Annotated in this window: 22 protein-coding genes; 7 read left to right on the top strand and 15 right to left on the bottom strand. The window is 71.5% G+C overall.

Features of this window, described 5'->3' with window-relative positions; genetic code table 11:
- Positions 1-156: 156 nt before the first annotated feature.
- The 4 genes from AB0K52_RS01620 to AB0K52_RS01605 all read right to left on the bottom strand — a co-directional run bounded on the left by AB0K52_RS01620 (position 157) and on the right by AB0K52_RS01605 (position 6120).
- Complete coding sequence (locus AB0K52_RS01620) at positions 157-945, bottom strand: aminoglycoside phosphotransferase family protein (RefSeq protein ID WP_307792886.1); 789 nt, start codon at positions 943-945, stop codon at positions 157-159.
- Between the two features lie 40 nt (positions 946-985).
- Positions 986-2128, bottom strand: coding sequence for a signal recognition particle-docking protein FtsY (gene ftsY / locus AB0K52_RS01615; protein WP_363525034.1), 1143 nt, complete (start codon positions 2126-2128; stop codon positions 986-988).
- A gap of 59 nt (positions 2129-2187) precedes the next feature.
- On the bottom strand, positions 2188-5733 hold the full coding sequence (gene smc, locus AB0K52_RS01610) for a chromosome segregation protein SMC (protein WP_363524596.1): 3546 nt from the start codon (positions 5731-5733) through the stop codon (positions 2188-2190).
- Between the two features lie 198 nt (positions 5734-5931).
- Positions 5932-6120: a hypothetical protein gene (locus tag AB0K52_RS01605; protein ID WP_208495287.1), complete on the bottom strand. Its 189-nt coding sequence runs from the start codon at positions 6118-6120 to the stop codon at positions 5932-5934.
- A gap of 349 nt (positions 6121-6469) precedes the next feature.
- Here AB0K52_RS01605 and AB0K52_RS01600 point away from each other — a divergent pair, with 349 nt between their 5' ends.
- The 3 genes from AB0K52_RS01600 (at position 6470) to mutM (ending at position 8880) form a co-directional block, all read left to right on the top strand.
- The gene (locus tag AB0K52_RS01600) at positions 6470-7210 is read left to right on the top strand and encodes a CAP domain-containing protein (RefSeq protein ID WP_363524592.1); all 741 of its coding nucleotides are present in this window, start codon (positions 6470-6472) and stop codon (positions 7208-7210) included.
- Between the two features lie 173 nt (positions 7211-7383).
- Positions 7384-8007 carry a response regulator transcription factor gene (locus tag AB0K52_RS01595; protein ID WP_363525031.1) on the top strand — a complete coding sequence of 208 codons (624 nt, stop codon included), beginning with the start codon at positions 7384-7386 and terminating at the stop codon, positions 8005-8007.
- A 42-nt stretch (positions 8008-8049) separates the two neighbouring features.
- Positions 8050-8880: a bifunctional DNA-formamidopyrimidine glycosylase/DNA-(apurinic or apyrimidinic site) lyase gene (gene mutM, locus AB0K52_RS01590; RefSeq protein WP_363524589.1), complete on the top strand. Its 831-nt coding sequence runs from the start codon at positions 8050-8052 to the stop codon at positions 8878-8880.
- Between the two features lie 228 nt (positions 8881-9108).
- On the opposite strand, the gene rnc is transcribed toward mutM, so the two are convergent.
- From rnc to AB0K52_RS01545, 9 genes are all read right to left on the bottom strand, one after another.
- Positions 9109-9825, bottom strand: a complete 717-nt coding sequence (rnc, locus tag AB0K52_RS01585; protein ID WP_208495291.1) for a ribonuclease III — start codon at positions 9823-9825, stop codon at positions 9109-9111.
- Positions 9826-9837: 12 nt separating this feature from the next.
- Complete coding sequence (rpmF, locus tag AB0K52_RS01580) at positions 9838-10011, bottom strand: 50S ribosomal protein L32 (RefSeq protein WP_208495292.1); 174 nt, start codon at positions 10009-10011, stop codon at positions 9838-9840.
- 33 nt (positions 10012-10044) lie between these two features.
- Complete coding sequence (locus AB0K52_RS01575; protein ID WP_363524585.1) at positions 10045-10614, bottom strand: YceD family protein; 570 nt, start codon at positions 10612-10614, stop codon at positions 10045-10047.
- Positions 10615-10769: 155 nt separating this feature from the next.
- Positions 10770-11282: a hypothetical protein gene (locus AB0K52_RS01570; protein WP_363525028.1), complete on the bottom strand. Its 513-nt coding sequence runs from the start codon at positions 11280-11282 to the stop codon at positions 10770-10772.
- A 62-nt stretch (positions 11283-11344) separates the two neighbouring features.
- Entirely contained in the window at positions 11345-11836 is a 492-nt protein-coding gene (coaD, locus tag AB0K52_RS01565; protein WP_208495295.1) for a pantetheine-phosphate adenylyltransferase, read from the bottom strand.
- Entirely contained in the window at positions 11833-12390 is a 558-nt protein-coding gene (gene rsmD / locus AB0K52_RS01560) for a 16S rRNA (guanine(966)-N(2))-methyltransferase RsmD (protein ID WP_363524582.1), read from the bottom strand. The genes coaD and rsmD overlap by 4 nt, the downstream gene beginning before the upstream one ends.
- Before the next feature lie 286 nt (positions 12391-12676).
- Positions 12677-14869 (bottom strand): ATP-dependent DNA helicase RecG, encoded by a 2193-nt coding sequence (gene recG, locus AB0K52_RS01555; protein WP_363524579.1) that lies wholly within the window; start codon positions 14867-14869, stop codon positions 12677-12679.
- Positions 14866-16491, bottom strand: coding sequence for a DAK2 domain-containing protein (locus AB0K52_RS01550; RefSeq protein ID WP_363524576.1), 1626 nt, complete (start codon positions 16489-16491; stop codon positions 14866-14868). The genes recG and AB0K52_RS01550 overlap by 4 nt, the downstream gene beginning before the upstream one ends.
- 122 nt (positions 16492-16613) lie before the next feature.
- On the bottom strand, positions 16614-17786 hold the full coding sequence (locus AB0K52_RS01545) for a hypothetical protein (RefSeq protein ID WP_363524573.1): 1173 nt from the start codon (positions 17784-17786) through the stop codon (positions 16614-16616).
- A 377-nt stretch (positions 17787-18163) separates the two neighbouring features.
- On the opposite strand from AB0K52_RS01545, the gene rpmB reads away from it, so the two are divergent.
- Positions 18164-18355, top strand: coding sequence for a 50S ribosomal protein L28 (rpmB, locus tag AB0K52_RS01540; protein WP_030157716.1), 192 nt, complete (start codon positions 18164-18166; stop codon positions 18353-18355).
- A 198-nt stretch (positions 18356-18553) separates the two neighbouring features.
- Here rpmB and AB0K52_RS01535 read toward each other — a convergent pair whose 3' ends face one another.
- Positions 18554-19504: a thiamine-phosphate kinase gene (locus AB0K52_RS01535; RefSeq protein ID WP_363524570.1), complete on the bottom strand. Its 951-nt coding sequence runs from the start codon at positions 19502-19504 to the stop codon at positions 18554-18556.
- A 143-nt stretch (positions 19505-19647) separates the two neighbouring features.
- Between AB0K52_RS01535 and AB0K52_RS01530 the strand changes: the two genes are divergently transcribed.
- Genes AB0K52_RS01530 through AB0K52_RS01520 form a run of 3 tightly spaced genes read left to right on the top strand, consistent with a single transcriptional unit; the run spans position 19648 to position 21013 of the window.
- Positions 19648-19881, top strand: coding sequence for an Lrp/AsnC ligand binding domain-containing protein (locus AB0K52_RS01530; protein ID WP_363524567.1), 234 nt, complete (start codon positions 19648-19650; stop codon positions 19879-19881).
- An 8-nt stretch (positions 19882-19889) separates the two neighbouring features.
- Positions 19890-20429 carry a DUF3515 family protein gene (locus tag AB0K52_RS01525; protein ID WP_363524564.1) on the top strand — a complete coding sequence of 180 codons (540 nt, stop codon included), beginning with the start codon at positions 19890-19892 and terminating at the stop codon, positions 20427-20429.
- Complete coding sequence (locus AB0K52_RS01520) at positions 20426-21013, top strand: DNA-3-methyladenine glycosylase (protein WP_363524561.1); 588 nt, start codon at positions 20426-20428, stop codon at positions 21011-21013. The genes AB0K52_RS01525 and AB0K52_RS01520 overlap by 4 nt, the downstream gene beginning before the upstream one ends.
- Positions 21014-21098: 85 nt before the next feature.
- Here AB0K52_RS01520 and AB0K52_RS01515 read toward each other — a convergent pair whose 3' ends face one another.
- Positions 21099-22976 carry a hypothetical protein gene (locus tag AB0K52_RS01515; RefSeq protein ID WP_363524558.1) on the bottom strand — a complete coding sequence of 626 codons (1878 nt, stop codon included), beginning with the start codon at positions 22974-22976 and terminating at the stop codon, positions 21099-21101.
- Positions 22977-23171 lie beyond the last annotated feature (195 nt).

The raw sequence follows: 23171 nt of genomic DNA, 5'->3' as shown, positions 1-23171 counted from the left end.
TTCGCCGCGCCAGGGCACGGACCGGCCTGTCCGGTGAATCAAGGAGCGGCGGCTTCCGCGTCCGTTGGTTCGCTCGCAAGGCGGAAGGCTCCCCGAAGACGCAGCCGAGCGGGCGAACGGGCCGGACAGCGACCGGTCTGATGCAGAGGGCAGGACCTAGCGCAGCGCCTCGTCCAGGATGTACCGCTCGGCGTCCAGCAGCCGCAGGTCCCGCGCGGGGCGGCGCAGGTGTCCCTTCTCGACGATCCGCTCGAACGCGGGGTCGCCCGCCTGGGCCATCCGCCGGATGCCCTCGATGTGGTCCACGATCCGCTTGCGGATCACCTTGATGAACCGCTGCCGGTCGCGGTCGGAGAGGCCGTACGCGTCCGCGAACATCCGCAGCCGCCGCGCCCGGTCGGGCTTCTTCCAGCCCAGCGTGATCGAGTCCCGGTCGGTGAAGATCGGCACCCAGGTCCAGGCCGCGTACGCGACGTCGTAGATCCGCGCGCCCGGGCTCGCCAGGTCGAAGTCGATGAGCGAGAGGGTCCCGTCCGGCCGCCACACCACGTTGTGCGGCGCGGCGTCGTGGTGGCAGATGACCTCGGTGTCCGGCGGCGGCGGCCCGAACGACCGCCAGGTCGCGCCCTGCGGCGGGCGGAAGCCGTACTGCGCGTCGTGGAACATCCGCAGCATCTTCGCGACCGCGGCCATGGTCTCGTCGGTCGTCCAGTGCGGCGCCAGCGGGTACTTGCCCGGCTCGCCCTCGACGAACGACAGCACCTCCCGGGCGTGCTCGTCGATGCCGAGCACCCGCGGCGCGCCGGTGAAACCGGCCCCGTCGAGGTGCCGCAGCAGCGCGTGCACCGCAGGCGTCCAGGGTCCCGTGTTCCGGCGGACGGTGTCGCCCAGCCGGACGACCGTGCTCGTGTTGCCGCCGATCAGCGGAATCTCGTCTTGGCTCACCGGTCCCCGCAGTGCCTGCCGTGGTCGTTGAAAAGGGGTGTCAGGACTCGTCGCCGTCGCCGGTGCCGCCATCGACGATGGCGTCCACGAACGCTCCGACTTCGAACGGGGCCAGGTCGTCCGGCCCCTCCCCGAGTCCGACCAGCTTAACCGGTACCCCCAACTGCCGCTGAACCGCGATCACGATCCCGCCCTTGGCGCTGCCGTCGAGTTTGGTGAGCACGATGCCGGTGACGTCGCAGACCTCGCCGAAGACCTTCGCCTGCTGCAACCCGTTCTGCCCCGTCGTGGCGTCGAGCACGAGCAGGGTCTCCGCGACCGGGCCCTGCTTCTCGATGACCCGCTTGACCTTCCCGAGCTCGTCCATCAGCCCGGCCTTGTTCTGGAGCCGCCCGGCGGTGTCGACCAGGACGACGTCCGCGCCCTCCTCGGCCCCGGCCTTCACCGCGTCGAACGCGACCGAGGCGGGGTCGGCGCCCTCGCCGCGGCGCACCACCTTCGCACCCACGCGCGAACCCCAGGTCTCGAGCTGCTCGGCGGCGGCCGCGCGGAACGTGTCCGCCGCGCCCATGAGCACCGTCTGGCCCTCGGCGATGAGCACGCGGGCGACGCGGCCGCACGTCGTGGTCTTGCCGGAGCCGTTGACCCCGACCATCATGATCACGGCCGGGCCCGCGCCCGACGGCGAGACCGTCGCGATCGAGCGGTCGAGCTCCGGCTCCAGGACGGCCGTCAGCTCGGCCTTCAGCAGGCGGCGCAGCTCCTCGGGGTCGCGGGTGCCGAGGACCTTGACGCGCTCGCGCAGCCGCCCGACCACCGCGGTCGTGTCCGCGATGCCGACGTCGGCGGTCAGCAGGGTCTCCTCGACCTCGTCCCACACGTCGTCGTCGAGTTTGTCGCTCGCCAGCAGCGCCAGCAGGCCCTTCCCGAGCGCGTTGTTCGAGCGCGCCAGGCGCGAGCGCATCCGGACCAGGCGGCCCTCGACCGGCTCGGGCTTCTCGATGGCGGGCCCGGCCGGCTTCGGGGCCTCCGCCTCCGGTTCAGCCTCCTTGGGGGCCTCGACCCGCGGTTCCTCGGCCGGAGCCTCGACTTGCGGCGCCTTCGAGCGGGACGCGCGAACGCCGATCGCGATGCCGACCGCCGCTGCGATCACGACGACGGCCGCGACCAGCCAGATCCACAGGTTGTCCACAGGAAAGTCCTCCACAGGTTCGAGTGCACGACCACTGTACTGGGGCGCGCTCAGTCCTCTTCGCGGGAGAACTTCTGGCTGATGACCTGCGTGACACCCGCGCGCATCGTCACGCCGTACAGGGCGTCGCCGATCTCCATCGTGCGCTTCTGGTGCGTGATGATGAGCAGCTGCGAGTTCTCCTGCAGCTGGCGCAGCAGGTCGAGCAGGCGGCCCAGGTTCACGTCGTCGAGCGCCGCCTCCACCTCGTCCATCAGGTAGAACGGGCTGGGGCGGGCGCGGAAGATCGCCACCAGCAGCGCCAGCGCGGTCAGCGACCGCTCGCCGCCCGAGAGCAGCGAGAGCCGCTTGACCTTCTTGCCGGGCGGGCGGGCCTCGACCTCGACGCCGGTGCGCAGCAGGTCGTCGGGGTCGGTGAGCAGGATGCGGCCCTCGCCGCCGGGGAAGACGGTCTGGAAGACCATCTCGAACTCGCGGGCGGTGTCGGCGAACGCCTCCGCGAAGACCTGCTGGATGCGGTCGTCCACTTCCTTGACGACCGTGGTGAGGTCGGCGCGGGTCTTCTTGACGTCCTCGAGCTGCTCGTTGAGGAACTTGTACCGCTCCTCGAGGGCCGCGAACTCCTCGAGCGCGAGCGGGTTGACCTTGCCGAGGAGCTTGAGCTCGCGCTCGCCGCGGGCGGCGCGCTTCTCCATGGTGGCGCGGTCGAACTCGTACGGCTCGGGCTCGGGCCTCCCCTTCTCGAGCGCGGCGTTGACCTCTTCGGCGCTGGGCGGCACGGGCTGGTCGGGGCCGTACTCGGCGAGCAGGGTCTCGATGTCGACGCCGAACTCGGCGCCGGCCTTCTCCTCGAGCTGCTCGATGCGCAGGCGCTGCTCGGCGCGGGCGACCTCGTCGCGGTGCGCGGCGGAGGTGATGCGCTCGAGTTCGGCGGCGGTGGCGGAGGCGCGGGTGCGGAGGTCGGCGAGGGCGGCTTCGCGGCGGGCCTGCTCGGCGCCGATGCGGTCGCGTTCGATCGCCGCGGCCTCGAGGGAGTCGGTGAGCTGGACGCCGGCGTTCTCGGCGGCTTCGGCGACGAGCGCGGCCACTTTGGCGCCGCGGGCGCGGGCGGCGCGGCGGGCTTCGGCGCGGGCGCGGGCGGCGCGCTCGGACTGGGCCTGGCGGGCGAGCGCGTCGGCGCGGCCGGCCAGCGCGGAGGCGCGCTCTTCGGCGGTGCGGACGGAGAGGCGGGTCTCCATCTCGTTCTGGCGGGCGGCGTCAAGGGCGCGGGAGAGGACGTCGCGCTCGTCGGTCGAGGGCTCTTCGATCTCGGGGAGCGCTTCGAGTTCCTCGAGCTGCGCTTCGAGTCCTTCGAGGCCGGCGGTGTCGGTCTCGCGGGCGGCCTGGGCGCGGTCCTTGGCCTGCTGGAGGCGGGCGACCTCGGCTTCGGCGCTGCGGGCGGCGGCGCCGAGTTCGGCGAGGCGGCGGGCGACGACGGAGTGGGCGGCCTCGGCCTGGCGCTGCGCGGTGCGCACGGCTTCGGCGGCGGCTTCGGCTTCGGCGTGGGCCTCGCGGGCGGCCTCGAGCTGCTCGCCCAGCTGGGCGGCGCTGGACTCGGCGCCGAGCTTGCGGTCGCGGGCTTCATCGACGGCGGCCTGGATCTCGATGTACGACTGGGCTTTCGCGGAGCCGCCGAAGGCTTCGGCCGCGCCGAGCACGTCGCCGTCGCGGGTGACGGCGATGAGCCGGGGGTGCGCGGCGACGGTGGCGCAGGCGGCCTCGAGGTCGTCGGCGATCACCATTCGGGCGAGGACCGTGCGGAGCGCGCCCGCGAGTTCGGCGGGGGCGGTGACGATGTCGGCGACGGCCCTGAACCCGGGCGGGATCGTGATCTCGGCGGCGGACCCTCCGATGAGGAACGACGCTTGGCCGCCGTCCTCGTCGCGGAGCAGCCGCAGTGCTTCGGCGGCGCTGGCGGGGTCGGCGACGGCGATGGCGTCGGCGAGGCGGCCGAGCGCGGCCGCGAGCACGGCTTCGTAGCCGGGCTCGACGGTGAGGAGCGCAGCGACCGACCCGAGCACGCCCGGCACGGCGTCGGCGCGGGCGAGCAGCGCGGCGGCGCCGTCCTTGCGGCGCAGGCCGACGGCGAGGGCCTCTTCGCGCGCGGCCCACTGGGTGGCCTCGCGGTCGGCTTCGCGCTCGGCGGCCTGGAGCCGGTCCACTTCGGCCTTGGCGGCGGCGACGCGGGCCTTGGCTTCGGCGACGGCCTCGTCGAACTCGGCGTTCGACTCGACCGCTTCGTTCTCGGCCTCGGCTTCGGCGTGCGCCTCGGCGGCGGCTTCGGCGCGTTCGCGGGCCTCGGCGAGGGCGATGCTGGCGCGTTCGAGCTCTTCGGCCGCGGCGGCGGTGCGGGTCTGGAGCGAGTCGACGCGGCCGCGCAGCGTGGCGAGGGCTTCGCGGCGCTCGGCGGCGGCCTTCACGGCGGTGACGATGCGCTGCTCGGCTTCGGCGAGCGCGGTCTCGGTCTCCTCGCGGGCCTCGACGGCGGAGGCGAGGCGTTCGGAGTCCTCGGCGATGGACTCGCGCAGTTCGACCTCCTGCTCGCGGATGCGCTCGGCCTCGGTCTCGAGGACGTCGGGGTCGCGTCCGGCGCGGTCGTCGCCGGTGTCCTCCGAGAGGTAGCGGCGGCGCTCGGCGGCGAGCTGCGCGGTCGAGCGGAGCCGCTCGGCGACGGCCTGGAGGCGGTACCAGGTCTCCTGGAGGCGGGCCAGGCGCGGCTTGTCGGCGGCGTGCGCGGCCTCGACCTCGCCCACTTGGGCGGCGAGGCGTTCGTGCTCGTCGGCGAGGACGGCCTTGCGCTCCTTGAGGGCCTCTTCGTCGGCGAGGTCCTTGGCGATGTTGCCGCGCAGGGAGGTGAGGTCGTCGGCGAGGAGGCGCAGGCGGGCCTCGCGCAGGTCCATCTGGATGGTCTGGGCGCGGCGGGCGAGTTCGGCCTGGCGGCCGAGGGGCTTGAGCTGGCGGCGCAGCTCGCCGGTGAGGTCGGCGAGGCGGTCGAGGTTGCCCTGCATGCCCTCGAGCTTGCGGAGGGCCTTCTCCTTGCGCTTGCGGTGCTTGAGGACGCCGGCGGCCTCTTCGATGAACGCGCGGCGGTCCTCGGGGCGGGCGTGCAGATAGGAGTCGAGCTTGCCCTGGCCGACCAGGACGTGCATCTCGCGGCCGATGCCGGCGTCGGAGAGGAGGTCCTGCACGTCGAGGAGGCGGCAGCGGTCGCCGTTGATCTCGTACTCGCCCTCGCCGGAGCGGAACATGCGGCGGGTGATCGAGACCTCGGAGTAGTCGATGGGGATGGCGCCGTCGGAGTTGTCGATCGTGAGGGTGACCTCGGCGCGGCCGAGCGCGGGGCGGCCGGTGGTGCCGGCGAAGATGACGTCCTCCATCTTGCCGCCGCGCAGGGACTTCGCGCCCTGCTCGCCGAGGACCCAGGCGATGGCGTCGACGACATTGGACTTCCCGGAGCCGTTCGGGCCCACGACGCAGGTGATGCCCGGTTCGAAGCGCAGGGTCGTGGCCGAGGCGAAGGACTTGAAGCCCTTCAGCGTGAGGCTCTTCAGGTACAACGGTCGCTCCGGGCTGGTGTGCTGCGGTTCGGGTGCGGGACCGTCCCAGCCTACAAGGCGCTCGTCAGGGAGGGTGGCATATCAAAGGCCCCAAAGGGGACGAACCGGGAAGGGGGTGGGGAAAAGCGGTCCAGACATGACAATGCGCGCCGGCTGTCCCGCAGCAGGCGCGCTGATGTTTCGTTGTCGCGAGACGAACTAAGTCAACGCGGGCTCTTGCAGCCGCATCAACTCCTCGACATGATCGTGCTCGATCTCGTCCTCACGGGCCCGCATCTCGGCGAGCTCGGACTCGAGGTTGCGTACTCGCGCGCGTAGCTGGACCACTTCTTCGAGCAGGCGCTTGTTCGGAGCCTGGCCGAGGTGGCCGTAGAGGGCTTTCGCCATGGTTTCTCCTTGCGATCACGTCGGGTGGTGGCGTTGGCGTACGCACCACGAAAACGTCGCATTTGCTGAGTGAATTTTTTTAGCCGCTGGGGCCGATTGCCCCTAGCCGGACCAGTGGAGCACGGCTCGTGAACACTGGCCGTCTCCTGACATCATCCGCCTAATCGACGGTTCTCGTCAAGCTTTGCACATGCTTTGCCCACTGGATTCGACGGGGGTCACACCCGAGGGGGGTCCCTCACGCCTGCGCGCGCCCGATCGACGCGTGCGCGGCCCGCCGGAACCTGGTAGGGTCCCCGCAAATCCGAATGATTTCCACGTAACCCCACGTGACGAGGCCCGTACCCCCATGCGAAGACTTCAGGGCGGTCGCCACCGCGACCGCGCCGAACTCCGCCGCCGGATGCTCATGGTCATCCCCGCGGTCTTCGGCCTCACCGCGGGAGCGACGTCACTGTGGGCGCTCGGATCGCCACTCGACGGCATCGCCGCCTCCGACGCCGACCCCGCCACGGCAGCCGTCGAGACGACCGGTGCCGAGGAGCCCGCCTCGCCTGAGGCCCGAGTGGAGGACGCGCCCGGCGAAGCCGGCATGCGCACGCAAGCGGCCGAGGAAGTCCCCACCACCGAGACGCCCGAGGAAACCTCCGCGGCACCGGCCGAATCGGACGAAGGCGACTCCGGCGGCGACGAGAACGAAGGCCCGACAGGCGAATACGCCGACGTCGAAGCCGCCGTGGCCGACCTCGTCGACCAGGAGCGGGCCGAAGCCGGCTGCGGCGCACTGGAACGCGACGACCGCCTCGACGCCGCCGCGCGCCTCCACGCCGAGGACATGGCCGCCAACGACTACTTCGACCACACCTCCCAGGACGGCCGCGGCCCCACCGAGCGCGCCGCCGAGCAGGGCTACGAAGGCGGCGTCGGCGAGAACATCGCCGCCGGCTACCCCGACGCCGCGTCCGTCATGGAGGGCTGGATGAACTCCGAAGGCCACCGCGCCAACATCCTCAACTGCGATTACGACGTGCTGGGCGTCGGCGTGGCCGACCGCGACGGCACCCTCTACTGGGTCCAGAACTTCGGCTGAGGAGCCTGCATTATCGCAGGTGAAAGGCACCCGAACCTCTTACTGTCGTGCATCCGACTCAACGCTGGACGGGGCGATTACCAGCAGTCATGCTGGGGTGGCCGCCCGCTGAGGCGCGCATCTGGGGAGGCGACCGAAAATACCTGAAGGACGAGGTGCCAACCGTGCGTGTCATGCTGTACGACCCGAACCGGGTCTTCTCCGCCAGCATTCGACCCCTGCTCCACCGACGCGGTGACATCCCAGTCGAGGCCAGGACCGCGAAAGCGCTCGTGGCCGCGGATGCGCAGATCGACTGCTGCCTGGTCGCCCTCGAGGCGGTCTCCCGGAACCGGGTCCTGACCGACTGCAAGCGACCGGTCTTCCTCATCACCGACCGCGAGGACGGCTCCGTCCTCCGCAAAGCCGTCTCGGTCTCGGCCGCCGGCATAGCCAACACCCACATCATGCCCGGGGACCTGCTCGACGCGATCGACCGCGGCCTACTCAGCCCGCCCTATTACGACCCGCAGCTGCTGCGCGCGGCCCTCCAGCCCGCCCCGCTCCTCGGCGAGCACGACGCGCTCGAACTCGCACACCACCTGACGCCCCGGGAGGACGACGTCCTGCGCCGCATCGTCCGCGGCGAGCCCACGGCCCAGATGGCCACCCAGATGGGCGTATCCGTGTCGACCGTCCGCTCGCACGTCCAGAACGTGCTCGGCAAGCTCGGCGTGAACTCCCGCCTCGCGGCCATCGCCTTCGCCATCAACTACGGCATCGACACCGTCAGGGAGAAGCACCCGCAGCTCAGCTGAGCCGCCCGGGCCCCGCGCGGCCGGGGGGACCATACTTGAGGGGTGCCAGAGCTTCCCGAAGTAGAGACCGTCCGCCGCGGGGTCGACGAGGCCTTCCGCGGCGGACTCATCCGCGCCGCCGAGGTCTACAACCCCCGGACCGTGCGCCGCCACGCCACCGGCATCGACGACTTCCAGCTGAGCCTCAAGGGCCTGCAGGTCACCGGCAGCGGAAGGCGCGGCAAGTTCATGTGGCTGACCCTCGACGACGGCCGGGCGCTCGTGTGCCACCTGGGCATGAGCGGCCAGCTGCACGTCGTGACCGACGGCCGCGAGGCGCACAAGCACCTCCGCGGCCGGCTCAGGTTCGCCGACGAGCGCGAGCTGTGGTTCATCGACCAGCGCACCTTCGGGTACTGGGACCTCGCCGAACTCGACGACGCGGTGCCGAAGACCATGGCGCACATCGCCCCCGACGTGTTCGAGGCCCAGTTCGACGCGACGCTGGCCGCCGAGCGGCTGCTGCGGCGGACCATCGAGGTCAAGAAGGCCCTGCTCGACCAGACCTGGATCAGCGGCGTCGGCAACATCTACGCCGACGAGGCCCTGTGGCGGGCGCGGCTGCGCGGGCGCCGGAGCGGCGACTCGCTCTCGAAGCGCAAGGCCCTCGAGCTGCTCGGGCGTGTGAAGGACGTGCTCACCGAATCACTGGCGGTCGGCGGCACCTCCTTCGACGAGCTGTACGTCGACGCCCGCGGCGAGGCCGGCTACTTCGCCCGCGAACTCGCCGTCTACGGCCGCGCCGGCCAGCCGTGCAAACGCTGCGGCACCGCGATCAAGCGCGAAGTCATCGGCGACCGCTCGGCCCATTACTGCCCGAAGTGCCAGCGCTGACCCACGCCCCACTCGCTGCGGCCGTCACGGCCATTGCGTCATGCTTTCGGGTGGCATTCCGGCCCGCGGTGCCGTCCGCGGGCCGTTCTTGTCGGCCCGCCCCGGGACGATCGCCCCATACGATCCTTCCCCTCCAGTGGTGGGTGGGGGCTGTGGACGGCCGAACGGCGCAGCGCCAAACGCGAGGGGCGGCACCGAAGATCGGTGCCGCCCCTCGCGATGCAGGCCTTAACGCTGTTTGACGCCCAAGCGCTCGGACAGCACTTGCCAAGCGAGCTTGGCGGCGATCTGCTCGGCGTCCTTCTTCGAACCGCCGGAGCCGTCGCCGAACTCCTCGCCCGCCACGACCGCCCAAGCGGTGAACTGCTTGGCGTGGTCGGGACCCGACTCGGTGATCCGGTACTCGGGCACGCCGAGACCGGAGTCCGCCGTCAGCTCCTGGAGGCTGGTCTTCCAGTCCAGGGCCGCGCCCTGGCCGGCCGCGGCCTCCATGAGCGGGTCGAAGAACCGGTGCACCACGACCTTGGCGGTCTCCACGCCGTACTGCAGGTAGACCGCGCCGAGCAGCGCTTCCACCGCGTCGGCGAGGATCGAGTTCTTGCCGCGCCCGCCCGAGGTCTCCTCGCCCTTGCCGAGCAGGAGGTACGGGCCGATGCCGCCCGCGCCCATGCGACGCGCCACACCGGCCAGCGCCTTCATGTTCACCACCGACGCGCGCAGGCGCGCGAGCTGCCCTTCGGGCAGGTCGGGGTGGTCCTGGTAGAGCGCAGTGGTGACCACCAGGCTGAGCACGGAGTCCCCGAGGAACTCCAGGCGCTCGTTGGTGGGCAGTCCGCCGTGCTCGTAGGCGTAGGACCGGTGCGTCAGGGCGAGACGCAGCAGTTCGGGGTCGATATCTCGGACCCCGAACACCGCTTCGAAATGTTGTACTGCCTTGTCGCCCATGCGCGGGAGGACTTAGGCCTCGAGGACCTGACGGCCCCTGTACGTGCCGCAGACCTCGCAGACCTGGTGGCCGCGCTTCTTGGCGTGGCACTGCGGGCACTCGACCAGCTGGACGGCGACAGCCTTCCACTGCGACCGACGGTGCCGGGTGTTGCTGCGCGACATACGACGCTTCGGAACAGCCACTTCAGAACTCCATACCTATACGCTTACGCTGTGCTATTTCGGTTCGCCGTCATTGTCGGCGAGCCGAAGCTTCTCCAAGCCCGCCCAACGGGGGTCCACGGTCTCGTGAACGTGGTCGTCGGGCAGTTCATCCCAGGGGACGCCGCATTCGGCGCACAATCCCGGGCAGTCAGGTCGGCACAGCGGGGTGACTGGCATCGCCAGCACCAGCGCGTCCCGGACCGCAGGCTCCAGATCGAGCAGGTCCCCCTCGAGCCGCATGATCTCGTCGGCCTCGGTGGTCGCTTCGGTGACGGAGCCTTCATAAGCGTACAGCTCCTGCACCTGGACGCTGAGAGCGTCCTGCACGGGTGCGAGGCACCTCGCACACTCGCCTTCGGCGACCGCCTCGACCTGGCCGCTGGCGAGCACGCCTTCGCTGACGCCGGTGAGGTGGATGTCGAGATCGAGGACCGCGCCCTTGGGGACCGCGAACACGTCCTCGAGGCCGTAGGCCTCGGGGGCGGGGATCTCGCGCGCGATGTGCATCATCGTGCCCGCGCCACGCAGCTCCGCGGTGTCGAACACCAGCGGCGCGGCGGGATCCAGAGCGGTCGTGGTCATGGGTGTCTTGCGGTCCTTCGATAGGGAGGTGCGCCTCGATCGAGGCCGACCGGTAATGCTACATCAACGGCGGCACCGGCCCCAACCCAGGTAGCGGGCACCGTGACGCAGCTCAGGGCATGCGGACGCGCCGACCGTGTCCCTGGACATCACACCTAGAGCTGCGGCAGCGGCTTCTCTTCTTCGACGGGCTCCTGCGGCGAGGGCGCGAAGGTGCCGATCTCCCGGAGGGTGTGCATCTTGTCGCGGCCGCGCTCGACGCCCGAGAGGGCGCGGTGCAGGAACTGCTCGAAGTTCGCGAGCGTGGTGTCGACGTACTCGTCGACCTCGTCGCGCAGGCGCTGGGCCTCGCCGCGGGCCTCCGCGATGATGCGGTTGCCCTCGTGCTCGGCGGAGACGGTGATCTCGTGGCGGGAGACGAGCCGCGCGTGCTCGGTCTCGCCCTCGGTGATGATCCGCTCGGCCTCGCGCTCGCCGGCGTCGATGATCTTGTCGCGCTCCTGGAGCATGGCCTCGGCGCGGCGGAGGTCGCCGGGGAGTTCGTTCTGGAGCTCTTCGAGCATGGCGATCATCTCGGCCCGGTCCACTTTGCAGGCCCGGGACATGGGCACGGCCTTGGCCTGCTCCACGTAGGCGATGATCTCTTCGATCCGGTCGAGCGCACCCACCGATTTGCTCCCGTCGATGTCTGTCATGGGGACATTGTCCCGGATGAGGGTGGAAAGTGTGGCTATTCCTGCCGCAAGCGTTCGATAAGTCGTGATTGGACGATTTCAGGCACGTGCGATGAGACATCGCCGCCCCATTTCGTCACGTCCTTGACCATCGAGGACGACAGGAAGGAGTAGAGGGGGTTGGTCGGGATGAAGACCGTCTCGATCCCCGCCAACCCGTAGTTCATCTGGGCCATCTGAAGTTCGTAGTCGAAGTCGGAGGCCGCGCGCACGCCTCGGACGAGCACCCCGGCGCCGTGCTCCTTGCAGAAGTCGACGACGAGTCCCTGGAAGGACGCGATGCGGACATTGGGAATGTCCGCGGTGGTCTCGCGAAGGAGCTCCACCCGTTCCTCGACGCTGAAGAGCGCGTTCTTGGAGGCGTTGTGGAAGACCGCGACCCAGACTTCATCGTACAGCTGGGCGGCGCGTCCGAAGATGTCGAGATGACCGTAGGTCACCGGATCGAATGACCCGGAGCAGGCGGCGATTCGGGCTTCAGGTTTCACAGGGCGTGACCGTAGCAAAGGGCCGTCGTGCCGTAACGGCGGACGCGGTCTTCTGCGATCTCGCGCGGCCACGGGACGGAGGCGTCCTTCCCGCCGCGTTCGACGACCACGTCGGCGTCCTCGGCGAGCCAGCCGTACCCGACCAGCGCTTCCAGCACTTGCGCGATGGCGAGGTCGGTGACGGCGTACGGCGGGTCGGCGAAGACGATGTCGTACGGCTCGCTCGGGGCGGTCTGCAGCGCCTTCTCGACAGGGGCGCAGATCACGTCCGCGCCCGTGACGCCGAGATCGGCGATGTTCTTGCGCAGGAGCTTCGCGGTGAGTGCGTGCGACTCGACGAACAGCGCCGCGGAGGCGCCGCGCGAGAGCGCTTCGAGCCCGACCGCGCCGGACCCGGCGTACAGGTCGGCGAAGCGCAGGCCGTCGAGGTCGCCGCCGGGGGCGAGCGAGTTGAACAGCGCTTCACGGACCCGGTCGGAGGTCGGCCGGGTGCGGTCCCCCGGGGGCGTGGCGAGGCGGCGGCCCTTGAGGCTGCCGGCGATGATCCTAGTCATTTGCCCCAACAATAATCGGGCCCAGCGCCACCCGCAGCCTGCCGGGGCCCTGCGCGGACCGCTGGCGCGGGCGGCCGTCGTCCGAACCGCAGCCTGCCGGTGCCCGACCGGGAATGACGACTGCTCGCGTCCGCGGCGATGTCGGACCACTGTGGGAGAGTCATCGCATTTCTTCGGTCGGGTGCAGGCGGATGCGGGTGGGAAGGGACACGCCCTACGCCCCGAGCGCAGCGAGGGCGCCGGCCCCGCCGCGGCCCCCCGAGCCCTCCCCCGACCCTGGGCGCTCTCAGCCCTTCTCCAGGAACTCGCCGCGGTCGGCCGCGAGGTCGTCGACGAGTTCAGCCAGGCCCGGTTCGCCCTTGAGCTGCGGGTCCGCGGCGATGAGCGCGGTCGCCTCGGCGCGGGCCGCCTCGATGATGTCCGCGTCCTTGAGCAGCGACAAGAGCTTCACGTGCGACTTCATGCCCGACTGGGCGGCGCCGAGCACGTCGCCTTCGCGGCGCTGCTCCAGGTCGAGTTCGGCCAGCGCGAACCCGTCGGTGGTGGAGGCGACGGCGTCGAGGCGTTCGCGCGACGAGGTGCCCTCGGCGGCTTCGCTCACGAGGAGGCACAGGCCCGGGTGGGCGCCGCGGCCGACGCGGCCGCGGAGCTGGTGGAGCTGGGAGATGCCGAAGCGTTCGGCGTCGAGCACGACCATCGCGGTCGCGTTGGGCACGTTGACGCCCACTTCGATGACCGTGGTCGCCACGAGGACGTCGATCTCGCCCGCCGCGTAGGCGCGCATGACGCGGTCCTTCTCATCGGCGTCGAGGCGGCCGTGCAGCAGGCCGAGGCTGAGGTCCTGGAGCGGGCCGCCGCGCAGGTGCTCGATGACGTCGACGACCGCGAGCGGCGGGCGCTTGTCGCCGTTGCCGCCGCCGTCTTCGACGTCGTCTCCTCCGATGCGCGGGCAGACGACGTAGGCCTGGCGTCCCGCGGCGACCTCTTCGCGCACGCGGTTCCAGGTGCGGGTCATCCACCGCTGGTCGGTGTAGGGCACCACATGCGTGGCGATGGGGGTGCGGCCGGCGGGGAGCTCGGTGAGGCGGCTGGTCTCGAGGTCGCCGTAGACGGTCATGGCGACGGTGCGCGGGATCGGCGTGGCGGTCATGACGAGCGTGTGCGGGGTGCGCTTCGCCTTGGCGCGCAAGGCGTCCCGCTGCTCGACGCCGAAGCGGTGCTGCTCGTCGACGACGACGAAGCCGAGGTCGGCGAAGTCGACGCCGTCGTAGAGGAGGGCGTGCGTGCCGATGACGATCCCGGCCGTGTTGGTCTTGACCTCGTCGAGCACGGTGCGGCGCTGCGCGGCGGTCGCGGAGCCGGTGAGGAGGGCGACGCGGGTCGCCTCCGGAGGGGCGCCGAGTTCGCCGCCGCGGGCGAGGTCGCCGAGCATGTCGGCGATCGACCGGTGGTGCTGCGCGGCGAGGACTTCGGTGGGGGCGAGGAGCGCGGCCTGGCCGCCGTGGGCGACGACCTGGAGCATGGCGCGCAGGGCGACGAGGGTCTTGCCGGAGCCGACGTCGCCTTGGAGGAGCCGGTGCATGGGGTGCTCGCCGGCGAGTTCGGCGGCGATCTCGTCGCCTACCTGGCGCTGGCCCTCGGTGAGCGCGAACGGGAGCCGGGCGTCGAACGCGTCGAGGAGGGCGCCGCCGCGCGCGTAGGCGGTGGCGGCGTCCCCGGCGGCTTCGGCTTTGCGGCGCACGAGCACGGCCTGCATCACCAGGGCCTCTTGCCATTTGAGGCGCTTCTTGGCCGCGCCGAGGGCCTCATGGGACTCGGGGCGGTGGATCTGGCGCAGCGCGGTGCCGTAGCCGAGGAGCTTCAGCTCCTCGCGCAGCGCGCGCGGGAACGGGTCGGGCGGGGTGGGGACCAGGTCGAGGACGGTGTGGATGGCCTTGGCGATGTTCCAGGACGGGAGCTCGGCCGTCGCGGGGTAGACGGGGATGAGGGTCCCGGCGAACTCCTGGATGGCGCTGCCGGGGTCGGCGGCGTCCTCGGCGAGGAGCTGGTACTGCGGCGAGTTGAGCTGGAGGCGGCCGCGGAACTGGGCGACCTTGCCCGCGAAGAGGCCCCAGCGTCCGGCGACGAGTTCCTTGGCGCGCCAGGCCTGGTTGAAGAACGTGAGGGTGAGGGTGCGCCCCGCCTCGTCGGCGACGATCACTTCGAGGAGGTCGCGGGGTTTGCCGCCGGGTCTGGCGCCGCGTCCGCGTCCTTTGGGGACGAAGGACTTCTGGACGGCGGCGCGCACCTGCGCGGCGACGGTGACGTCCTCGCCGATCTCCAGCGCGCCGAGGTCGGTGCGCTCGCCGCGCTGGGCGTAGCGGAAGGGGTAGTGGCCGATGAGGTCACCGACGGTCTCGAGGCCGAGGCCGTCCTTGAGCGCTTCCCAGGTCTTCTTGCCCAGGACCTCGCGCAGCCGGGTGTCCAGCCCAATGGTCATTCGGCTCCTAGCAGCAGCAGCGGTTCGTCGTCTCCGGCGGGCAGCTGCTGGATCTCCACCAGCGGCCACGCCTCCCGGACATGATCGCTCAAGGCTGTGACAATCCCGGCGTTCGAACCGGCGCCGGGCAGGACGGTGAGGAGTTCGGCGCCGTCGGCGCAGAGCCGGTCGGCGAGGTCGCGGGCGGCCTCGACCGGGTCGGCCGCCGCGTGCTTGACGAGGTCGCGGACGACGACGGCGAAATCCTTGTCGCCCTTGCGGACTTCGCCCGTGCGGCAGGCCTCGACCGCCTCGGCCATGGCGGTGACGTCGTCGTCGAACTCCCGCTCGGGATCGTGGACGGCGACGGCGGCGACCGCTTGGACGACGGTGGCGGCGGGGATCGAGGCGGCCTGTCGGTCTTCGCTCCGGGCGGACTCGACGGCGCGGTGGACGGCGCGGTCGGCGTCAGGGCCGGTGAGCACGACGACGCTCGCGGCGCCGTCGTCGAACGCGGCGGCGAGCTCGGCGCCGACGGTCGCGGCGGTCGCCGTGCGGCAGCCCTCGCCCTGCAGGAAGGCGCGCATGCTCGCGGCGGCGGTGACGACGACGAGGGCGCGCTGCGGCTCCTCGGGGACCGGGGCCTGGTGGTGGCGCGCCGGGGCGGCGTGCATGCGGGCGCTCGCGTGGTGGCCGCCGAGGGTGTCGTCGAAGCGGGTCACGGAGATGCGGTGGACGCGGCCGCGCTCGATCCCGGCCTCGATGGCCGCGCCGATGTCGTTGACGTGCACGTGGACGTTGAAAGTGGTGACGTCCTTCGCGGCGCGCGAGCCGATGATGACCACCGAGTCGCCGAGCGCGGTGAGGCGGTGGCGCAGGTCCGCGGCGGCCGCCGCGTTCGCTTCGAGGAGGTACTGGACCTCGTAGCCGTAGACCTCCGAGCCGGTCTCGCGCGGGACCTCCTCGACCTCGGAGACGGTGCGCACGCGGTGGCGTTCGAGGAGGTCGAGCGCGCCGGTCGAGACCGAGCCGGTGAGCGTCTCGACGAGCGCTTCGAGGATCACGGTGAGCGCGAGCCCTCCGGCGTCCACGACTCCGGCACGGGCGAGCGCGGGCAGCTGCCCGGGGGTGGCCGCGACGGCTTCCGAGGCGGCCTCGGCGGCGGCGCGGGAGGCCGAGACGAGGCCGAACGGCGCGGCCTTCCCCGCGGCCGAGGCCGCGGCCTCGGCGACGGTGAGGATGGTGCCGGCGGTCGGGACGGCGACGGCCCCGGTGGCGGCGTCGGTCGCGGCGCGCAGCCCGGCGGCGAAGCCCTTGGCGTCGATCTCGTCGCTGTCCCAGACGTCGGCGAGGCCGCGGAGCATCTGGGCGAGGATCACGCCGGAGTTGCCGCGGGCCGAGAGGAGCGCGCGCCCGGCGGCCTCGTCGAGGAGCGGTTCGAGGGCGAGCCCGGGCGTGCCGCCCTGGAACGCGGCCTGGAGGGTCGCGACCATGTTCGTGGCCGTGTCGGAGTCGGCGACGGGGAAGACGTTGAGTTCGTCGACGCTGCGCCGGTGGCGGGTCAGCGTGTCGATGGCGCGTGCGGCCCACTCGCGCATGATGTCGGCGTCGAGGAGCTGTCGTCCGGTTTCAGGGATTTCCACCACGGGCTAAGAGAATACGCCCTCGCAGGGCCGTTGCGGGGGTTCGGACGGCGGAAAAAGGGACCGGCCCGCGCGCTCTCGCGCGCGGGCCGGTCGATGCCTTGCCGTCTCGGAGCCTCGGGCTACGAGCCGAAGCTGAGGCTGCCGCGGGCCGCCTCCAGGGCCTCGACCTGGTCGGCGGAGGCCGACCCGGCGAAGCCGACGTAGCCGTCCCCGTTCTCGATGATCGCGGTCATCACCGTCAGGTCGCCGACGGTGAAGGTGCTGAACTGCGCCGAGCGGGCGTCGACCCGGTACTGGACGGTCTGGGCGCCTTCGGCGGCGCCGCCGGCCCAGGTCGCGGCCAGGTTCTGCAGGTTGGTGGCGATGTCGGGCAGCGGCACGTCGGGGCCGGCGCCGATCGCGGCCGGGTCGAGCGCGCCGAAGAACACCGTCGGGCCGGAGCCTCCCAGGACGAGGCCGGTCGGCGTCGTGAACCCGGCGGGCGGGTCGGTCGCCTCGGTGGAGCCCTCGGGGGCGAGGATGCTCAGCCCGGAGGCCTCGTCGGCGACGACGTTCCCGGCGGTCGCGTCGGGCGACTGGCTCTCGACGGCCTGGCTGCTCTCGATGGTGCCTTCGGTGCCGTTGCGGTTGTCGAGCGGGTTGAAGAGGATGAAGCCGCCGACGCCGAGGGCCAGCGCGATGACCACGATCCCGGCGACGATGAGCCACATCGGGCCCTTGCCGCCCTTCTTCTTGTTCTTGCGCTGGATCGTGTCGGGCGCGCCCCACGGCTGCGCGCCGCCGCCCGAGACGGGCACGAGCTGGCCGCCCTGGGGGCCGAACTGGCCGCCGAACGGGGGCTGGCCGACCGGGGACGAGACGGGCATGCCGGAGGCGGGGATCGACGACACGGGGGGCATCCCGGAGACCGGCATGCCCGAGACGGGCATGCCGCCGGAGGGCCCGAACGGGTCGGAGACCGAGGGCGGCGGCGGGGACGCCTGGAACGGCTGCTGCGGCTGCGGGGGCATGCCCTGGAAGGCCTGCTGCTGCGGCGCGTCGAACGGGGAGACGGGAACGCCCGGGGGCGGACCGTACTGCTGGGGCGACGGCTGGCCGGGGCCGCCGACGTACTTGACGGTCCCGTCCTCTTCGACCGGGACGCCCTGCCGGCCCGACTGCGCCATGCGCTGACTCTCCGGCGACCAGGGCGCCTGCTCCTCCTGCGGAGGCTGCTCGTTCGGTCGGTACACCGGGGGCTGTTGCTGCGGCGGCTGCCAGCCGTCGGCAGGCTGCTGCGGGGTGTGGCTCATGTTCGACTCACCAAAGAAGATATGGGCATCGGCACATCATGTGTATGCGGCCAGCCTACGGGATCTGAACCCATCCTAGAGTCACCAACGGTAGCCGACCGCGGCAGCCGCCACAGCGCAGCGCCGCCGCGGATCGTCCTGGGAGGACCGACGAACCGGCGCGATCCGGGCTTGGGTCCGGTTGCGGCGCAGGTGTTCCGCCCGGGGAGGACCGGACCCGTGCCCGGGCCGTCCCGGCCGCCGGAGGCGAGGCCTCCGGGGGCTGTGGCGCAGGTCCCGCCACCTGGATGGCCGGCGCTCCGCCGGGTCCGTTAGAATTACGGGGTTGCCCGCCGTCGGGGTGGGCCGAATGAACGTCAATGCAGGAGTTTTGGATTATGTCGAGCGTGTGTGAAGTCTGCGCCAAGCGCCCGGGCTTCGGCAACAACGTCCCGTGGTCCCACAAGAAGACCCGTCGTCGTTGGAACCCGAACCTGCAGACCATCCGCATCGCGACTGGCTCCGGTGACAACAAGCGCCGCGCCAAGGTCTGCACTTCGTGCATCAAGGCCGGCAAGGTCACCCGCTAAGGGCTGACGCCGCGAAGTCTTACGCCGCCGGGGCACCGCCCCGGCGGCGCTTTGTCGTACCCGGAAGCGGGCACCGCGACCGCCTGAGGCGATCGCGACGACCATCGTGCGATTCGGCGGCCGTCGCCGACTCCGTGCGGGGACGCCGGACCCGGGGTGCGTGGGTGGGTCCGGCGTTCAGGGGCGACCGCCGGCCTCCTACTCCTTCGTGAAGTGCTCCCAGCCGGTCGGGCCGGTCCAGCGGTGGCCGTCAACCGTCACGCCGGCGCCTTCGGTCACGGTGCCGATGCGGCGCCAGCCTTCGGGGAGGAGCACGTCGGGCGGGAAGACCCCCGCGAGCGCGTGGTCCTCGCCGCCGCTGAGGAGCCAGCGGCGGGCGTCGGCGCCGAGTGCTTCGGCGGCGTTGCGCATCGGTTCGGGCACCGGGAGGGCGGCGGTGTCGACGTCGATGGCGACGCCGGAGTCGTCGGCGACGTGCCCGACGTCGGCGAGGAGCCCGTCGGAGACGTCGATCATGGCGTGCACCCCCATGAGGGCGGCGTCACGTCCGGCCGGGTACGGCGGCTGCGGCCTGCGGTAGGCGCCCACGAGCGCGCCCGGCGAGCGGAAGCCGCGCGAGAGCACGTTGAGGCCGGCGGCGGCCCAGCCGATCCGGCCGGCCAGCGCGAGCACGTCGCCGGGCCGGGCGCCGGATCGGGTGACCGGTTCGCGGCCTTCGAGGTCGCCGAGGGCGGTCACGGTGACGGTGAGGAGGTCGCCGCGGGTGGTGTCGCCGCCTATGACGGCCGCGCCGACGGCGGCGGCTTCGGCGGCGAGGCCCGAGGCGAGCCCTTCGAGCCATTCGGCGGGGAGGTCCTGCGGGGCGGCGACGGCGGCGAGGAGCGCGGTGGGGCGGGCGCCCATGGCGGCGATGTCGGCGAAGTTGGCGGCGGCGGCCTTGTGCCCGACGTCGGCGGCGGAGCACCAGTCGCGGCGGAAGTGGTTGCCTTCGACGAGCATGTCGGTGCAGGCGACCACGCGTCCGTCGGGGACGGTGACGACGGCGGCGTCGTCGCCGGGGCCGAGGACGACGGCGGGGGTGGTCGCGAAGTGGCGCGTGAAGCGCTCGATGAGGCGGAACTCGCCGACCTCGGCGACGGTCTCACTCACGTGGGGCTCATTCCTCGGCATTTGAAGGTCGCTGGATGACTGGGTAATCTTCGCTCAAGGGCGTTCGCGAAGCGGTCAGGCCCGCCCGTGTCGGGTCGGGCCTCACGATCCCGTTCCGCCCTTGCTCCTGAGGGGACTGCCGCATGGTGCAGGCGTACATCCTGGTTCAGACCGAGGTCGGCATGGCCGACCAGGTCGCCGAGGCCGTCACCGCGCTAGAGGGCGTGGTCCGGGTCGACATCGTCACCGGCCCGTACGACGTGGTCGTGCTCACCGAGGCCGCCTCCGCGGACCATCTGCGGGCGCTCGTGGTGAGTAGAGTCCAGCGGGTGGCGGGCATTACCCGCACGTTGACCTGTTCGATTCTCGACACCTGAGGAGCGCGGTGGGTTCCGAGAAGAAGTCGCGGCTTCCGGCGGTCGTGGCGACCGTCGTGGCGCTGCCCGTGGCCGTCGTCGCCGGTGTGCTGGTGTTCAACGCGATCGCGCCCGAGGCGGAGCCGGAGCACGAGGACCTGTCGCCGGTGTCGGTCGAGGCGCCCGCGCTGAGCGAAGCGGACGCGGTGATCTGCCTGGCGCTCACGGCGACCGCGCCGGAGCGGGCAGGCGGCCTGCAGGCGCGGCCGGTCGAGGGCGGCGCGGGCGCGGCGGAGTCGGTCATGGCGTACGGCGACCCGGCGGCGGTGGCGACCTGCGGGGTCGAGCCCGTGGCGGTCGCGGACACGGCGCTGGTCTACAAGCTCAACGGGGTCTGCTGGTACTCGGACGAGGCGGGCCTGGAGTGGACGACGCTGGACCGGCAGGTGCCGGTCGGCGTGAGCGTGCCGGAGGCGAACGAGCAGCCGGTCGACGTCTTGAACGACCTCTCGACGGTGATCGCGGCGAAGATCCCGGCGGCCGCCGAAGCGCCGACCGGCTGCGCGTGAGGACTGCGCTCGAGCGCGCGTTCTTCGCGCGCGATTCGGTCAAGGTGGCCCCTGAGCTGCTGGGCTGCCTGGTGGCCGCGAACGGCGTGACCGTGCGGCTGACCGAGGTCGAGGCCTACCGCGAGGACGACCCCGCTTCGCATTCCTTCCGCGGCGAGACGAAGCGAACGGCCGTCATGTTCGGCCCGCCCGGGTTCCTCTACGTCTATTTCACCTACGGGATGCATTTCTGCGCGAACCTCGTGTGCGGCCCTGACGGCTCCGGCGCGGCGGTGCTGCTGCGGGCCGGCGAGGTCGTGGCCGGCGTCGAGACGGCGCGCGGGCGGCGCGGCGCGAAGGTGCCCGACCGGGACCTCGCGCGCGGTCCGGCGCGGCTCGCGCAGGCGATGGGCTGGGGCCGCGAGGACGACGGCCGCGACATGGTCGGCGCGGTCCTGCAGGGCACGGGCGCGGCGGCGGTCGCGGCCGGGCCGCGCACCGGCATCACGAAAGCGGCCGACACGGACTGGCGGTTCTGGATCCCCGGCGACCGCTTCGTCTCCCCGTACAAGCGCCACCCGAAGGCGCCTCGGGCGGAGGGCTGAGCCCGCGCCACGGTGCCGCTGCCCGAGTGCGGGCGTGGACGGCCCCGCGGGCGCCCGGTGCGCGTTCGTCGCCGCCGCCGCAGCGCTACTTCGGCCGTGAGGCGGGGTCCAGGTCGAGCCTTACGTCGAGGTACGGCGAACGCATCAATGTCCTGAAGGCTTCCAGCGCATCCGCATCCTGGTCTACTTCGGAATTGCGGCCTTCGGCGTTCGGCGACGAGAAGTAGACGATCGCCTTCAGCCGCGGATAGTGCGCCATCTGGTCCATCGCGGCTTCGAACACCGTCTGCTGATGGCCCGGATGATCATCGTGGGTGAAGACGCCCCACTCGGCGAGCATCATCGGTTTGTCCGGGTGCTGCTCGGCGACCCAGTGGTAGTAGCCGGGCCAGCCGTATTCGGGATGGGCCGTGTCAAGCAGTTCGCCGAAATCGAACCGGCCGTCGTCCTTGAGGGTCTGGCCGTATCCCGACAGGCCGATCCAGTCGACCACGTCCTCACCGGGGTACAGGTCGTCGTGCCACGGCACCTCGACCCATTTGAGGTAACCCATGTAGTTCATGACGGACACGAGGTTGTCCACGCCGTTCGCGCGCAGGCGTTCGATGACATAGCGGTACATGGCCGCGTAGTCCTTGGCCTCCATGCCCGAGCCGGGCCGGTCGACGACGTCGTTCTCGGGTTCATGGTGGACGGTGAAGAAGAACGGCTTGTCGAAGCTCGCGTTGATATGCGCGGCGAGCCGGTCCAGGTAGGCGTCCACTTCCGGGTCGCCCGCCGCGATCTCGGCCCATTTCGCCATCTGCGGCTTCCAGTTGATGAACAGGGTCCGCGGGCGCTCCGGGTCTTCGGTCAGCGCGATCTGGTCCTTGGTGGGGAACAGCTTGTCGTCGGCCCGCTCGTACGCATGGTAGATCTGCTGTGTGCGCTCTACTGTGGCCTCGAATTCGAGGAAGGCGTCTTCCTTGTCCTGCGAGGTCTTCCCTCCGGCGGCGGCGCCGATCAGGGTCCCGCAGTTGGGCACGAGCTTCTCGTTCGTGACGCATTCGCTGAAGGTGTCCACAGCCTGGCCGGACTCCGGCTGCAGCGGCGGGCCGGAGACTGCCGGAGTCGGCGACTCACCCGAACCGGGATCCGGTTGCGAGGGCGGGCCGGAGACCGCCGGAGTCGGCGACTCACCCGAACCGGGATCCGGTTGCGAGGGCGGGCCGGAGACCGCCGGAGTCGGCGACTCACCCGAACCGGGATCCGGCGGGAGCGTCCCGGGAGGCGTGGTCGGTGCGGCGGTCGGCCCCTGGCTCAACGGCGCCGGGCTCACCGGCGGCACTTGTGAGATGGTGCGCAGACGCGGCCCCGTCTCGTACTCGGTGCCCGCGAACTCGAGGTACGAGTCGCGGTCGGGGGTCGTCACCGCGAATCCGTAGCGGCCCGGAGCGTTGATCGCGCCGGTCACATCGAAGACCACTTCGGTGGTGCCCGCGTCGACATGGACCGCGTCCCACACCGCGCCGTACGGCGGGGCCGTGTCGGCGGTGAGGGAGCACAGGCAGGCCACCGAGCGCACAGAGGCGACCTCGACGATCATGCCCTCGCCGTCGGGCGGGACGGCGACGGGCAGGCGCAGCTCGGCCGTGTGATCGGGCCGGATCGTGGACTCGTCGAGTGCGAACTGGAGGTGCGAGACGGCGATGCCGAGGCCCGTGGCATAGCCGACGGGCAGCACGGCGGGGGACTCGGGTGCCGGGACGGTGATCTCGCTGGCGATGAAGGTGGCTTCGAGCGGCTCGTGATCGTAGGTCCCGTTCCCGTCCTGCCAGGCCTCGTCGACGTCGACGCCCGGGCGGTCCCCGGTGCCGACCCCGTAGCCGATCACGAAGCCCGCCAGCACCAGCGGGAGCACCGCCAGGACGGTCACGATGCCGCGGCCCGCCCGGAGGCTCCGGCGAGTTTCGGTGTCGCTCATCGCCCACCTTCTTCCGTCCAATGTGATCCGTACTCAAATGCTGCGATTTACGATATCAACGACCATAATGGTTTTTACTAGTCTGCTCTCACAAACACAACCTTCGCCCCGCGCATGGCGCGCCTCAAGCCCGCCCGGCCGTCACCTCGCGGTCGAGTCGCTCGTTACTCAATCGAGATCCCGTGAACGAGAAAG

Origin of the sequence: Glycomyces sp. NPDC049804 (assembly GCF_040674615.1) — a bacterium.
GTDB classification, from domain to species: Bacteria; Actinomycetota; Actinomycetes; order Mycobacteriales; family Micromonosporaceae; genus Glycomyces; species Glycomyces niveus.
This window is presented reverse-complemented; position numbering and strand designations above follow the sequence as displayed.

Coding starts and splice junctions, on each gene's coding strand:
- AB0K52_RS01605 (WP_208495287.1), bottom strand. CDS start 6,120: ATGGCGAAAGCCCTCTACGGCCACCTCGGCCAGGCTCCGAACAAGCGC.
- AB0K52_RS01600 (WP_363524592.1), top strand. CDS start 6,470: ATGCGAAGACTTCAGGGCGGTCGCCACCGCGACCGCGCCGAACTCCGC.
- AB0K52_RS01595 (WP_363525031.1), top strand. CDS start 7,384: ATGCTGTACGACCCGAACCGGGTCTTCTCCGCCAGCATTCGACCCCTG.
- rnc (WP_208495291.1), bottom strand. CDS start 9,825: ATGGGCGACAAGGCAGTACAACATTTCGAAGCGGTGTTCGGGGTCCGA.
- AB0K52_RS01575 (WP_363524585.1), bottom strand. CDS start 10,614: ATGACCACGACCGCTCTGGATCCCGCCGCGCCGCTGGTGTTCGACACC.
- rsmD (WP_363524582.1), bottom strand. CDS start 12,390: ATGACTAGGATCATCGCCGGCAGCCTCAAGGGCCGCCGCCTCGCCACG.
- recG (WP_363524579.1), bottom strand. CDS start 14,869: ATGACCATTGGGCTGGACACCCGGCTGCGCGAGGTCCTGGGCAAGAAG.
- AB0K52_RS01545 (WP_363524573.1), bottom strand. CDS start 17,786: ATGAGCCACACCCCGCAGCAGCCTGCCGACGGCTGGCAGCCGCCGCAG.
- rpmB (WP_030157716.1), top strand. CDS start 18,164: ATGTCGAGCGTGTGTGAAGTCTGCGCCAAGCGCCCGGGCTTCGGCAAC.
- AB0K52_RS01530 (WP_363524567.1), top strand. CDS start 19,648: ATGGTGCAGGCGTACATCCTGGTTCAGACCGAGGTCGGCATGGCCGAC.
- AB0K52_RS01515 (WP_363524558.1), bottom strand. CDS start 22,976: ATGAGCGACACCGAAACTCGCCGGAGCCTCCGGGCGGGCCGCGGCATC.